16 protein-coding genes are annotated in these 13,936 nt (G+C 42.0%); 5 read left to right on the top strand and 11 right to left on the bottom strand.

The genetic code is table 11. From position 1 onward, the window contains the following. Positions 1–25 precede the first annotated feature (25 nt). From ACJJIN_RS12810 to ACJJIN_RS12785, 6 genes are all read right to left on the bottom strand, one after another. Complete coding sequence (locus ACJJIN_RS12810; RefSeq protein ID WP_444894963.1) at positions 26–1,042, bottom strand: patatin-like phospholipase family protein; 1,017 nt, start codon at positions 1,040–1,042, stop codon at positions 26–28. A 290-nt stretch (positions 1,043–1,332) separates the two neighbouring features. After that, complete coding sequence (locus ACJJIN_RS12805; protein WP_444894962.1) at positions 1,333–1,692, bottom strand: hypothetical protein; 360 nt, start codon at positions 1,690–1,692, stop codon at positions 1,333–1,335. Between the two features lie 20 nt (positions 1,693–1,712). After that, positions 1,713–2,285, bottom strand: a complete 573-nt coding sequence (locus tag ACJJIN_RS12800) for a hypothetical protein (protein ID WP_444894961.1) — start codon at positions 2,283–2,285, stop codon at positions 1,713–1,715. A 41-nt stretch (positions 2,286–2,326) separates the two neighbouring features. Next, a complete protein-coding gene (locus tag ACJJIN_RS12795; protein ID WP_444894960.1) occupies positions 2,327–2,707 on the bottom strand; it encodes a hypothetical protein in 381 nt (126 codons plus the stop codon). A 177-nt stretch (positions 2,708–2,884) separates the two neighbouring features. Further along, complete coding sequence (locus ACJJIN_RS12790) at positions 2,885–3,358, bottom strand: LabA-like NYN domain-containing protein (protein WP_444894959.1); 474 nt, start codon at positions 3,356–3,358, stop codon at positions 2,885–2,887. Positions 3,359–3,701: 343 nt separating this feature from the next. Continuing rightward, positions 3,702–4,646 (bottom strand): alpha/beta fold hydrolase, encoded by a 945-nt coding sequence (locus ACJJIN_RS12785; protein WP_444894958.1) that lies wholly within the window; start codon positions 4,644–4,646, stop codon positions 3,702–3,704. 170 nt (positions 4,647–4,816) lie between these two features. On the opposite strand from ACJJIN_RS12785, the gene ACJJIN_RS12780 reads away from it, so the two are divergent. Next, on the top strand, positions 4,817–5,545 hold the full coding sequence (locus tag ACJJIN_RS12780; RefSeq protein WP_444894957.1) for a helix-turn-helix transcriptional regulator: 729 nt from the start codon (positions 4,817–4,819) through the stop codon (positions 5,543–5,545). A 121-nt stretch (positions 5,546–5,666) separates the two neighbouring features. Here ACJJIN_RS12780 and csrA read toward each other — a convergent pair whose 3' ends face one another. Further along, complete coding sequence (gene csrA / locus ACJJIN_RS12775; protein WP_299588813.1) at positions 5,667–5,846, bottom strand: carbon storage regulator CsrA; 180 nt, start codon at positions 5,844–5,846, stop codon at positions 5,667–5,669. An 864-nt stretch (positions 5,847–6,710) separates the two neighbouring features. On the opposite strand from csrA, the gene ACJJIN_RS12770 reads away from it, so the two are divergent. From ACJJIN_RS12770 to ACJJIN_RS12755, 4 genes are all read left to right on the top strand, one after another. Then, positions 6,711–7,208, top strand: coding sequence for an SMI1/KNR4 family protein (locus tag ACJJIN_RS12770; RefSeq protein WP_444894956.1), 498 nt, complete (start codon positions 6,711–6,713; stop codon positions 7,206–7,208). Between the two features lie 434 nt (positions 7,209–7,642). Then, entirely contained in the window at positions 7,643–7,870 is a 228-nt protein-coding gene (locus tag ACJJIN_RS12765; protein WP_444894955.1) for a hypothetical protein, read from the top strand. 43 nt (positions 7,871–7,913) lie between these two features. After that, complete coding sequence (locus ACJJIN_RS12760) at positions 7,914–8,162, top strand: hypothetical protein (protein WP_444894954.1); 249 nt, start codon at positions 7,914–7,916, stop codon at positions 8,160–8,162. A 515-nt stretch (positions 8,163–8,677) separates the two neighbouring features. Next, positions 8,678–9,355 carry a DUF7822 domain-containing protein gene (locus tag ACJJIN_RS12755; protein WP_444894953.1) on the top strand — a complete coding sequence of 226 codons (678 nt, stop codon included), beginning with the start codon at positions 8,678–8,680 and terminating at the stop codon, positions 9,353–9,355. A 262-nt stretch (positions 9,356–9,617) separates the two neighbouring features. Here ACJJIN_RS12755 and ACJJIN_RS12750 read toward each other — a convergent pair whose 3' ends face one another. The 4 genes from ACJJIN_RS12750 to ACJJIN_RS12735 form a co-directional block, all read right to left on the bottom strand. Beyond that, entirely contained in the window at positions 9,618–10,355 is a 738-nt protein-coding gene (locus ACJJIN_RS12750) for a LytR/AlgR family response regulator transcription factor (RefSeq protein WP_444894952.1), read from the bottom strand. Beyond that, a complete protein-coding gene (locus ACJJIN_RS12745; RefSeq protein WP_444894951.1) occupies positions 10,352–11,383 on the bottom strand; it encodes a sensor histidine kinase in 1,032 nt (343 codons plus the stop codon). Before ACJJIN_RS12745 ends, ACJJIN_RS12750 begins: the two co-directional genes overlap by 4 nt. A gap of 151 nt (positions 11,384–11,534) precedes the next feature. Beyond that, the gene (locus ACJJIN_RS12740; protein ID WP_444894950.1) at positions 11,535–12,911 is read right to left on the bottom strand and encodes an amidohydrolase family protein; all 1,377 of its coding nucleotides are present in this window, start codon (positions 12,909–12,911) and stop codon (positions 11,535–11,537) included. Between the two features lie 173 nt (positions 12,912–13,084). After that, a complete protein-coding gene (locus tag ACJJIN_RS12735; RefSeq protein WP_444894949.1) occupies positions 13,085–13,252 on the bottom strand; it encodes a hypothetical protein in 168 nt (55 codons plus the stop codon). Between the last annotated feature and the right edge of the window lie 684 nt (positions 13,253–13,936).

Here is a 13,936-nt window from a genome sequence, read left to right as displayed (position 1 = left end):
TCAACGCTGGTCCCGATCGGTAGCATTACTGATACCTATGGCTTCCTTGGTTGTTGACTAATATAGTAGCTATTTCTTCCAGCTCTTTATCAAAATACTCTGCATTCCTTTCTCCCGCTTTTTTTAACTTCTTCAGGTTTTCTGGTGTCGCATTGTCCATAGATGAGTCAGCAGCGTAAAGCTTTGGTTGTATCCGGTAGTAATTTGAATTCTCTACGGTAGAAGAAATTTGCTTCATATAGTAATGAACCATTTGCGCGCTTCCATTTACGGCGATATCAATGGCGGGCCTTGCCCAATTGAGTATCCCCCAATCTTTAACCTCCTTGTATTTGTATCCTGAAAGTTGCCTGCCAGTACCCAGAGATACAATAACCATATCCTTCATCCCAGAGACCCCGCTGAATTTGATGGCTTCGGAGTAGGCGCATAAAGCAGGATCACTGGCTACCATGCCGCCATCAATTAAGACATATTTATTGTTGGATGGAGGTAGTGAAAAGATGCGTGCTGGCTCAAAATAGGTTGGTACCGCGGTGCTTCCCAGTAGAAAGTCTTTAACCAGAAAGTCTTCATTCTTTACTATGGCACAATGTTGCCTAAAAATGACTTGTTCCCGCTTTTTGATATCATAGGAAACAAAGCAGCAGGGCTTTAATAGATTACTAAGTTTCATTTTCCCAAAGAATTGCGATAAAACCCTGTCCAACTCCATGGAACAGTACTTTTCCTCCTTCAATAACTTTAACTTTTCTAGAAAAGGCCATGAGCCTGAGCCAAATACCTTCTCGCCTTCCTTAAGGTAGAGGCTGACAGCATCCTGGGCAGAAAATTTTGGTTTTCCTTGCTTGTTAGGGCAGATGTAGGCGGCACCTAATATTGCACCGGTACTTGTTCCGGCCACCAGGTCGAAGTACTCGCCTATCCTGGCGTCAGGATTGCCTGATTTCACCTTTAGCTTGTGCTCAAGGGACACCAGTATCTGGCCAGGCAAGATTCCCCGGATTCCTCCACCATCGATAGAAAGGATTCTGATAGCCATTGCCGATGCCCTCTGGCTCCGTAGATTGTACGCGACCCTAGAAACATAGCATTTGGTAACAGGGGTAATACTTCATATACCCTGAATACCAATAAAAAAGCATATAATATCAATAAGTTAGGCGCACCTATCACCATGCTGAGTTTATTAATATGGTTAAGGTAAAGAAACTAATATAAGGATTGATAGGCATGGGAATTAGCGGGTCTCTGAGCTGACGCCTAAAGCTCAACGGCTAGAGTCTCGTGGAGTTAGTCGGAACATAAAAGTAGATTCTTACGCAACGCCGATTACTGTGCACCGGTGCAGCCGTTTGAAGTCTCTATGGTATATTTGGCGACTCTTACGCTATTTTTATAAGTGATGCTTGCAATACAAACCGTATCACCTGGGTGTAGGTTCATATCGCTGCCCACATCAATCACCTTGCGATTCTTCAGCTCTACTTGATATTGGTATTTTGGTATGTGAGCGGCATTGGAGCGACCAATATAAAATTTTGATTTGATTGTACCATTTTGCTTTACAACCTTCTCGGTGTTACTGGCCAGGTTAATAACATGAAGTAACACCAGTAATAGAAGGAGAACTATTAGGCTAAATCCTTTCCACTCCCTAAAGTAAAATAATAGAATCTTGAGTGTTCTCATTGAGTATATATAAAAATAAATTATTCCTTAATTTCAGAGTCAAGTATATTTAGGAGAAAATTTGCAGTTTTACTAAAGTCCCTTTCCACATCGGGAGCAACACTTAGTCCATTCCAGCGCTGAACGGTCCTTTTTTGGCCTCCATAGGCAGCCTCAATATAAACGGTCTCCCCATCGAACCCCAAAGGGCATTTATTAGGTTCGGAGGAATCTATTTTCGTTGATAATTTTGGAGGCTTGGCACAGTACAAATCAATTAATCTATCATAACTTTCTAATTCAAAGAGGTTGAGATCCTTAAATTGGGAAACCATGTCCATGTACTGAGATAACGATAGAGGATATTTACCATTTACATCTAGTGTCCCGTCATGGCGTTGGTAAACCGTTGTTATCTTGGCTTGTCCGAATGATGGAGCAAAAACAATACGAAATCCTGCAACATACTCAGGACTTAGGCCGCATAGTAGCTGAGCATTGAATTTTTTGAGCTGATTTTTATAGCGATCTGAGTCTCCGTCGCTAGTACAATTTATACCTCCTGCAAAAACTGCTGCGGGGATAAATGTAATCAAGAGTACCAATATACGCATAAAATCTCTAAACGGTACCATTTAGCTTTTCTAGTTTTTGACTATGGGGATTGTGAGGGAATCTTATAGATCACATACTGACGCCCACGATAGTCGATACCTTCTGAAAGGTAAAGCCATCTTGATACGGCGACTTTAACGGGGGTATCCCATGCTTTATCAGATGAACCTTCGATCTTTATTTCCCCAGGAACAAGACCTCCACCTTCAGACGTCGGTTTCTCTACCAGTCTAAAGGACACGACTACGCATACGGGTAAGTTCCTGTTAGTGCCTATCGGACGCAGTGGTGCGACCTTTATTACTGGGTTGGCTTTAGATTCAGGAATGTTGAGATTTAATTTAGGGCAATTATTTACATCCCCTCTTGCTATAGAAGCCATAGAGAATAGGGTCAAAATTATAACTAATGAGTTCTTCATTTGTTGACGCCTTGAGCCTTACTAAGGTGTTATTAGATAGTATAAAAGCCAATAATAGACTTGTCTGTTGACTAATAGCATAGGTATTTGTTCTAAAATCACATAAGTGACTAGATGGTTATTTTGAGCGAAATTTCTTTAAGGCCACTGAACACCAGTTAGTAGCCTTGGCTGTTATTACAGCAATAACCTATCTTCAATTGGAGTGAATTTGCTCGCCGCATTAATTAATGCTCCAGCCGTCAATTCCGGAACACCATATACTTCAACTTTCTTGCCTCTATCTAACCTGAGCTTGTGGGCAAGAATGTCAAAGTCGCCATCTCCTGACACTAAAATCACTGTATCTACCGAGCTTGAATATTCCATAGCATCAATAGTTATGCCCACATCCCAGTCGCCCTTGGCTGAGCCGTCGGATCTTTGGGTGAAGGGCTTTAATTTCACTTCGAAACCAATCGACCTTAAGATGTTTTGAAATTCATACTGTTTTCTATCACCACGGTCGATGGCGTAAGCTATGGCTTTAACAACTTTTTTACCCCCTGTCACCTCCCGCCAAAACTTGTTGTAATCAAAGTTTCGTTTATAGATTTGTCGACATGTGTAATAAACATTTTGCACATCAACAAATATGGCAACCTTTTCCATTTGGGAATCCAGTTATTATAAAATTCTGAAATTGACAGTGAAGTTATGATCTGCCTGCACCAGGGTGGATGCATTAAGCCACTAGTTTTACATACTTAAGCGATGATTGTCAGCCAAATTTAGCGGTGAGGAACATCTCGGCAGCAAAGCCAATTTATCAGTATCTGATGAGTTGTATCGAGATATATAGTGTTGAGCAGTGGCCTTATGAAGTAGCATGTCTCGCTTATATGCACATGCTATCCCCAGATGGCCACTTTACAGTGGGTATCCTACCGTGAACGCCTTCTTTGCGGGATTCTGTGTGGATAATCAGAAAGGGAATTTTCTAGAGTAATGGATACTAAGTAGCGGATTGTTGTTCCAGCCAGTTTAAAATCACTTGATTGGTTTCTTCCGGTCTTTCCTGTTGAATCCAATGGCCGCAATTAAGGTTCACCTCATCTACATTGGGAACGAAATCTTTGATATCTGGAGACCTAGGTATCAAATCATGATCGCCGTAAATCATGAGGGTCGGCTTTTGGATAACTGGGTCTACATCTGCCAAGATATGCCAATTGCGATCCAGGTTTCTATACCAATTTATGCTACTTGTAAAACCCGTTTTTTCAAATGCGGAAAAGAATACAGCCAGTTCACTATCATTCAGCAAGGGGGCACCAAGCGGTGATACTGCTCTCGCGAGATTGATCATTACCATACCAGGCTCCGGCGGTGTAGGAGGTACGTCTTTGCGGAGCAAATTACGAAGGAACTGGGAAGCGTTCTTGTCCAACACTGCGTCCGCAACACCTGGCTGCCTGTTGAAGTGCACAAAATAATAATCGCTCCCAAGGAATTCCTCCATAAACTCGATCCAAGGTTTTTCTGTTCGGGCTTGATAGGGCAGTGCGAGGTTTATAATTTTATTTACGCGGTTTGGGTGTAATAGCGCTATTCCCCAAACGACCATTGCACCCCAATCATGACCGATGAAGGTGGCATCTTGGTATCCGTAGTGATCCAGAAGTGCAGCTAGATCGCCGGTTAATTGTTCGATGTCATAGCTGGTTACTTCCGTTGGGCAGGATGAGTTGCCATAGCCTCGCTGATTGGGAACGATAACGTGGTAGCCCGCTGCGGCGAGAGCGGGTATTTGGTGGCGCCAGGAAAAGGCATGTTCCGGCCATCCGTGGCAAAGCACAACGGGGTTTCCTGTGTTCTGCTGGCCCGCTTCAAAGACCTCCAGCTCTATGCCATTCACTGAGATAATAGTAGGTGTGGGGAAATCGGGTATTCTAGACAATTTACTTCCTCTTTTTTGGGGAGGCCTTGAGAGGTGCTGTTTACCAGCAGGCTCCACTTTCTATCCTTAGGGGTTGTTCCAACTTCAACATCCCTTTGCTGGATCGTGAGTGCATAGGCTAGAATCTAATAGTGCCAAAAACTGTCACCATTTATTAATATCTGTGTAAAATGAATGTACGTCTCCGACAAGACGCCATAGTGCGAAGCCTTCGCCGAAAGGGCACTTTGACGATTGCCGATTTAGCCGCTGAAGTTGGCGCATCCAGGCGCACAGTGCTGCGTGATATCAGCTCGTTGCGGGATGAGGGCTTTGTTATCCGTTCTGAACCTGGCCCTGGGGGCGGTCTGCAACTTGATCCGCAATCGGTTCAAACTACAGCTCGGCTCTCGGTCGCTGAGATTTTTGCGCTGCTTATTAGCGTTGCATCCGTGCGTGCAGCAGGGAGTTTGCCCTTTTCGGATCTTGCGGATGCCGGGCTGGCAAAAATAGAGAAGGCTTTACCCGTTGATAAGGTGCGTGATTTACGTAGGTTTATGGATTGCCTGTACATCGGCAAGCTTTCACCGGAGGTAGACGTATCTAATGTCGGAGAGATGTCGCCCTTACTACTGCCTACATTTGAAACGGCTTTTCTTCAGCGACTATACCTGAGCTTCCAATATCGTGATGCGAAAGGGGCAGTAACTAGCCGGGTTGTTGAACCGCAAGCTATGTTGATCTTACCACCCGTATGGTATCTGGTAGCTTGGGACCCTGCTCGCAATGACTTTCGTCATTTTCGAATGGATCGGATTAGCCAACCTGAATACCTTTTGGATAAGAAATTTCGAAGACGACATATAGTCTTCGAAGATGGCGTATCTCCTATTCGTGATAATTCCAAAGTTTCAAAATGATTGGGTTCTTGACGGTAAGTATGATTGCTCCCGCGAAAGGCCAATAATTGGTGGCAGTGTAACTCCTTAGCTTACTCGGCTCTGCCCCCAATAATTGGTCCAGGTTTTCCGCTTACAGATTTTACTTGCCTATCTTCTGTTCTCTCTGGATACGGTTATAAATTTCTTCGCGGTGGACGGCTAAAGATTTGGGGGCCTTTATTCCTACTTGTACTTGATTGCCTTTAACGTTCAATACAGTGATTGAGACATTAGCCCCAATTCTGAGGTTTTGGCCAATTCGGCGAGTCAAAATCAACATATATTATTCCCTAATGATACTCAAACCATGGGTAGCCTTTCCGCAATGGGAAAGCTGTGAAAGAAAGTTGAAGAGTGAATGCGGGGTGGGGCACGGGAACGGTAAGCATAAAAGTAGAAAAGACGGACACAACGCTGCCAGAACTTGAGAAAGTGCCTCAAGTTACTGAATGTGCTCCACTTTATTGAAGACGAGCGGGTTTCTAGCGTATCATCCATACAGCCATCTTGATAGTGAGTGTATCAATTTGGTTAGCTGGCCCCTGGTGTTGGTAGCACCTTGGGTCAGCGACTTTTACTTACTTTTAGGTCACGCTACCGTTCTCCTTTGAGGGAATAGGCAATTTATAAATTTTGAATTCGATATTTTCACAAATAACGCTGCTCAGCAGCGATTAAAATATCGAGAAATATTTACTTACCTTACGCAGTTTTGTTACTGAAAACAATCTGAATAAATTCCAATAAGATCATTTCTGCGCCTATCTTTTTAGCTGTATTTGCGGTTTTAAAATATGTTAGCTGCTGTTGGAGTTTGATATTGTTGGGCCATAGTTGGTCGAGATTGAATTGATCAAAACAACTTAAATCAATAGTCTAAATCATAAATGTTGCTTTTGATTTTTGTAAACACGTATGTGTCTTAGTTTAAGGATGGTTTTTATTTTTCTGTTTTATTTGTAAGGCTTGTTATCGCAAAAAATATAGTTGTGAATTAAGATTAACGAAATTTCATAAGTAGAGGCAATCTAACTCTTCGTTAGGTTACAGTGCGGTAGGATGTGGAGTGGGTGCTTCAGCTGTTGAGTTAAAAGTTATAATCTAGACAGTATTGAAACTTATAAACATTTAAAATATAGACGGTATGAGTACACAAGATATAGAAAGCCGGCTTCTGGGCATCAAACAACAACTTAAACGGCTGAGTGGTTTGGATAAGGATTGTTCTCTCTTTGGTGCAGAGCGCTGGAAATATAACTTCCGTCGGTTTTCGGAGGAAGAAGTTAACGGTATCGAGAAACAGTACAACATTTCTTTACCGCAGGAGTTTCGAGCCTTTCTTCTTGAGATTGGTTTTGGGGCTGCGGATTCTTATGGTGCTAACGTAGAGGGTCTTCCGTACTACTACCAGGATGACGAAGATGAATATCCGATGTCAGCAGGCACCATTGATATTGCAGAAATAGGCTGTGGTATTGAATTTATGTTAGTTATTAACGGTGCTCATCGTGGGGAAGTATGGGTTACTCAGAGTTACCGGGAGCCACAGCCTTGGTCTAGTAGCTATCTTAACTGGTATGAAGACTGGCTGGCTAAAAGCATCGAGAGCTTAGAAGTACCGCAAAACCCTCCTAAGGGCTGACTACCACAGCTTTCCTCAAAATACTCCTGGTAGCTAGCAGGATACACATTGTTCTACGACAACCCCTCTGCTTCTCCCTTGCATTGAGTTGAGCGGTGTAGCCTATGTACTACTCACCGGTGTTCCCTCACCTTAAGCTTTGTTAATCATTTTTTAATCAAAAAATAGATCACTGATCGTTTCTTATACAGTCTATGGCTTGTCCCAGCACTTTATACGACTGGGTTGCCAATACACAGGAAGTGTATATCTGCGGCTATGGCGTAAACGGTGATTACCCTCGTACCAAACTCCTTGATAACACTGGTAATTTCGCGTGCAGAAGGGCGATATGGGCGGAGTGGGCTCTGGACTGGCGGCAATAGTGACTTGACAGTTCCTGAACCTCTTACCGTATACTGTATGCATGTACAGTATCTTGAGTAGAGGTAGCAATGGGAGCCAGAAATATCACTATTGACGGGGAGCCGATCCGGATCTGCCGTTACCGATCGGGTTATAACAACCGGGCAATGTACGCTATCTGTATCCTTAACTATACAAAATACGTGCGCAGCTTTTCGGTATCAGTAGAGATGAATCTACGCGAGGAGTTAGAGCTGACCCTGGCGCAAATGCGAGGAGTTGAGCGAAGTATAAATTGGATGGAAGTATCAGCTTAGGAATGTAAGGACTTAAGCTGTTTTTATGGATAAGGAGCAAATTATGGGAAGAAAAATCAATCGGTTCGCAATTTTTGCAGAGCGGGTCCATTTAATGAATGGTGGTGCAAAAAGCTTTAGGGATTCTGCACCAACAGAGGAAGCCGCAAAGGAACTGGCAGGAGAAATTGCTAAATCTGAAAAAGCACTGTTTTATTCCTGGCTACAAATTCTCGATATAATGACTGGGAGTTATACAGAATACTCAATCAAGAGGGGTGGGGTATTGGAAGAAAGGGAGTGTCCCGAATAATAGGGGGCCTGGTAACTAAGGTAGACTTAATGAACGAAGACAGAGGGTAGAAAAAGTAAGTAATAGTTACATGTATAGCGTGAGTAATTTAAAGTTCAGGTTAAGGCAGGTTGTGGTTTGATAATCTACCGAGTGACCAGAGCTATTTACAGGGGTAAAGTTGAATGGCTCTGGCTACGGCACAGTTAGAAAAACTCCAAGCTGAAATTGATTAAAATCAATTTCTGAAAAATATCATTAAAATAAAGTCCCTTTGTACATAATCAGGCTCAGTAGTGGTAGAGTCTAGTTCTAACAGAAATAGAACGCTGGCGGTCAGTACCTAACTTATCCATCTACTCAATTTACGAATGAACCGATGGTTATTAGCAACTAACTGGATGGTAAGCACACATAGTTAACTTCACTCTCGACTTTCTTAGCCCAGGAAGTTTCAATCCAATAGTTTTCTTAAGCAGAAAAGGCATGACAGCGATAAAGTTGTGCCGTTGGCAGTATTTATAGGGAGCCTCAAAATGGCAAATCGTTCTTATCTTTATAGTCTTAGTAATCAACCTAAATCCTTTTCAGACCGCCCCGAGACTATTTCAGGCTTGTCTGAATGGCCATATAGTATTCCCTTCACTTACCGTGTACTAATGTCCGGGAATCCCAAACTGTGCGCGTCACTGGTCTCGGATGGCTTTGAGGACGATTCACCTGATGATAAAACTCAACTTTATGCTATTAGTAGTGACTTTGAGGCAGGATTTGAGCGGTTAAAGAAATTTGTTGAAGTTCTGCGAGTTATTAGCAAAGACATTACGGATCTGCCGGATTCAATGCTAAATGAAACGTTAGAATTCCTTCAAGAGCATAAGGATAGGCATCTACTGCTTGAGACTATCGAGCTGGACTGTATGGATGACTCTGAAGAGTCAGTTCTGCGTGGCTACGTTGAATCCGAAATTATGGCTTGCTGTGAAGCTGGAGCAGCTATTGATGCACTTCCTGAAGACCCAGAGGCATCAGCTGATATTGTAAAGAGTGCAGCAGAAAACAATTCAGAATCTGTTTTAAGTCCATTTTATGGGCTCCAGTTCAATGATAAATTTGACAACGTTGAGAGTGAGCCTCCGATGGGTTTGTATTGGAGTGATATCCTTTATTACGATTTAGAGAGCAAAAAGGAATTTGAAGAGTCTCTTGAATAATTGAATGTCGAAATTATTATTTCCACTTAAAGAAATGCTGGGCTAGTTTTAGAGGCTTCTGTGTCTTTCCCAATGTATTGAATTGGTTCAGCACTTTATTTTTGTCGATATGGTTTATGATGTTGGGATGATTACTTGATAGTGCTTATGAGATGGTATCAAAAACGTACTTTCCAGTATTCCATATAAAACTCAGCCTGATTTCCATTTAAGGTGTAAACACAGTCTAATCGTGTAAGAATAAAGAAACAAATAGCGATTTCTAGCTTCCCTGCTCGAATATCATTTTAAATCTATCGGCTCCGGATCGGCTAGATATTAAAGTGGTTTTCTGTTCATCATCAATAATCACTGTCAATTTTCCGTTTAAGTAACGCTGAATTTCCGAGACTCTGTCCAGGTTAATCAGGTAGCTGCGGTGTAGGCGTAGAAATTGATCTGGGTTAAGCTTTTGCTCCAGTTGATCTAGGCCCATTTGTAAGGGTTTGATGCCTTTCACTGTATGAGCAATAATTGAACCTTGTTCAGACTTAATATAAGAAATATCGTTCAGATCAATAAAGGTCATGCGATCATCGCACTTACTTACGAGGCGCTTTAGTGCTATCGAATCATCCCCTACCCGAGTACTGTTATGAATAAGTTTGATTCGCTTCTCCGCTTTTTCGATGGCAGCTTTTAAGCGTTGCAATGGGAAGGATTTAAGCAAGTAATCGATTGTATCGTGGTTAAAAGCATCAATAGCAAACTTAGAATACGCTGTTGTGAAAATAATATAGGGTTGGTAAGTTAGGGCATCTAGTACATCCAATCCACTAAGATGAGGCATTTCAATGTCCATCAGTAGTAGTTGTGGTTGATGCTCCTCAATCAATGTTAATGCTTCCAGTCCAGATTTTGCTTCTGCAACCAATTCAATAGAGTTAATAGTCGCCAGCTGAGCTTTTAATTTATTCCTTGCCGGTGCTTCATCTTCGGCAATAATGACCCTTAAATTCATACAGACATCTCAACTTTAACGTGGGCACCGCTTTGATTGCTTAGAGTAAGTTTTCCATTTGGTCGTAGCTCAATGCGCTGGCGCAAATTATGAATTCCGGTTCCCTGTGAGTGGATAAAACTAAGAACGCTTTCCTGAAATCCATATCCGTTATCTGCGACTTCAATAATTACCTTGTCATTCTTTAAGTAGATACGACATTGAATATGTAAGTTTTCTATTGTACGACAATGTTTGAAGCAATTCTCAAAAATTGGCTGTAATAATAGGGGAGGGATAGAGATATCACTGGCTCTTGGGTCTACCGTAATCTCTACTTTCAAATTATCACCAAAACGTACTTTTTCTATTTCTAAATACTTATTAATCAGTTCAATTTCTTCTTTGATTGTAGTTTCTTCTAGCTCGCCAGTGTCGAGAGAATGTCTCAAAATATCTGCTAGTTTATGTAAAACTTCATCAGCAAGGTTTGGATCGCTATGAATATAGGAGGAGATAGCATTAAGACTGTTAAACATAAAGTGTGGATTTAGCTGATAACGTAATGTTTGTAATTTTGCTTTCTGCATGGCGAGCTTTTGCTCAGAGACTTTATGGCGGTATTCCAGCATGGCGTAAGAACAGTATAAACAGGTAGCCCACATTAGCCCATTAAAGATAATGCCCATTCCCATATTCAAGCCGCCTTCGACATTAAAGGCGTACTCTATAAACCAGCTAACGCACTGATTGCCAATAGTCATATGAACTACCAGGATCATCCACTCGATTAACAATGAATGATATCCTCTGCGTCTAAGGCGCAATACAATGAGAGCTGTGGACCAGGTGGGTAGCCAATAAAAGAAAACAAACCATATCGGAGCACCAGTGAGAGCATTGCTGACCGAGCTTATATCTCCTGATTCAAAAAAAACAAATACGCAAGCTATATCTAGTAATAGAACGACGACAAATGATTTCGCAAAGAAAGGATGCTTAAGATCTTTTAGTATTGACATAAAATATTGATGAGCAATAGCTATCATAGCTTATTCTGTATTGGCCAATTATATTGGTATTAAATAAGATAAGATAGTTTTAATTCAAGCCCGCTTGATATGTTTGCTTATTAGCTAAAGTTGAGTATCAGCACCCATAAATTACAATTTAAATGGGTGCTGACACTATGAAGTTCTTTTATATTCTATGGCCTTTCTTCTCCGATGAAGATTCACAACTAGAACCAATGGGGGGAGTGGCGTAACTCTTCTCGATAAGCTGTTTTCTCTCTACCGCCACACCTGCAAGATAGATCTTTTCTGGGTTTGTAATTGCTTGTATGTTCTCAATAGGATTTTTGTTTAGCAGAATAAAATCAGCACGTTTTCCCGGGGATATTGACCCTATATCGTCACTTGCATTCAAAGCTTTTGCAGCAACCTGTGTTGTGGCGAGTAAGATTTGCTGGTTGGATAGGCCCGCTTTTTGCAAGGCTAATATCTCGCTTATTAAACCCAGTCCGTGGGGCGAGTAAGGGACCCCAGAATCAGAGCCGGTGCCAATTTTAATGCCAGCTTTAGCAAGCTCGACCACATTATTATATGCGATAGCTTTTTTCTGCCACGCTAGTTTTCTGCTGCCGATTGGTGCCTGGACTTCATTAAACAGGCAGGCTTTCATTTTCGGATGTATAGGCGCCAAGTCTAATTGAGTGATAGATTGATTTTCATGTTCGTCAGCCTGATTATGAAGCACCGATAGAGTGGGTATATAAGTAACCTCGTTTTGTAGCATGAGCTTTATAAATTCATTGTCCACTGGTTCAAAATTAATACCGTGGGCTAAAGCAGTAGCCCCGGCCTTGATTGCTCGTTTCCCATCTTCCAGGGTAGTGACATGAACAAAAAACGGTAAGTCGGCGCTTTGGGAGCGTTTTCCAATCTCATTGAGTACATCATCTGAGAGCGGGACGGCAGTACCATTCTTCGTCTCTATGATGGCTTTGGTCAATTTTGGCTGGTAACTTAAGTGTGCATCCCAGCTCGCACTGATTTGCTCGATACTGTCAATCTCATGAACTTTCACTCCGAATTGGGTACCGTGACCTCTAGGGTTGGTGAAGGCGGGTCCGGAGGCAAATACTAGTGGAGCCAAATCGTTCAACTGGGATATAGATTGCATCATCTCGCTCGACATCAGAAGGTCAGTGACAGCGGTAACGCCATAATAGAGTTGATTGTTTAAGTTGGTTTCTAGCGGCAGATGCTGATAATTCTTATAAGTTGACCCGGATGCACTTAAGTGCACATGTAAATCGATCAAACCCGGTATCGCATATTTACCCTGTGCGTCGTGGGTATTCTCGGCAGGTAGGGCTGTCCTGGTCATTGGAGTGATTCTGGCTATGCGGTCATCTTGAATGTAAATACGGCTTTTCTCGCTAAAACCTTCCGCACCGCTGGTTAATATTTGTACATTGTCGATTCTCAAATCGTAGTCACTCTTTTTGGTTTCGAGGGCGAAGCTATTACTTGAGGCTAATAGTAAACAGGAGGCAATGGCTGTAACTTTCATAAGAGTTTTTTTCCTATTGAGTTTTGACCTAGCTTATAGCGACAGTAATCTCGGTGTTTAAAAAAGTGACGAATCGACATATTCGTAGACGAACGAACAGTTTAAGCCTGTGAGTGGTGTGGCATTGAAGTGAGTTGTGGTGTCTGCTCCTGGCTTGTCAGGGCTAGCCTTGACTATGGAGGACAGCTCAAAGCGGTCTTTTTATTGAGATAAAGGACGGCAGGCTTGTAATTGCTTGTTGTGGTATAAGTTGCTGCATCTTGAGAAATCTGCCAGCTGGCTTTTGCCGCCCCAATTGAGACGATGTCCATATCTTTTACCCGGCCCCATATTTTTGCCATCTTTATGTACTCAAGTAAGTGCAGTGGCCACTCATGAGATTTGCGCGCTGCGTGGAATAGGCATTGGTTACCCCCTATTTGGCTGGCCATTTATGCAGAGTTTGATTCAGCGTTTTATGCGGTATCAATATGGATTGTCTTTGAAGCTGCTACTTTTGTGGGTGCCCAGAATTGTTGGGATAAAGGCTTGAGATGGTAGTAGTACTAGTCAGCTCAACACTAAGCTGGTTTGTAGAGCTTCTATTTTCAATTCTTGAATAATGAGTATTGGTACTATTAAGCCTGTTTACTCACTCTACACCATACATCGTAGAAGCCTACTGATTGCATATAATCTGATATTTCATATTCGAGATCAGGTAACATTTCAAGATTGCCTGCGCTGCTCATTATCTCTATTTCGTTTTCCTGGTCATCATGAATAGAATCAACAACCCGCCAAATAAAGAGAGAAAACTCTTCTGCTTCACTAGTGCTATTTACCCCTTCCTTAAGTCTTCAATGTGAGCATATCTTTTAAATTCAATCATAAATAACCAGCACTTTTTTGGTTTTAGTAAAACTATTAATAAAAAATAGACTTATGTAGTTGCTCCCCAATTTGTCTGACGGATAATATGCTCATTCTAGACGCGCGCAAGATAGCTAAGATCTATTGGTGATCATTACCAATGAGCAATGATT

Source organism: Microbulbifer maximicatervae (SeqCode) (assembly GCF_052467505.1).
Note: the sequence above shows the minus strand (reverse complement) of the source record. Positions and strands in the feature narration are given on the sequence as shown.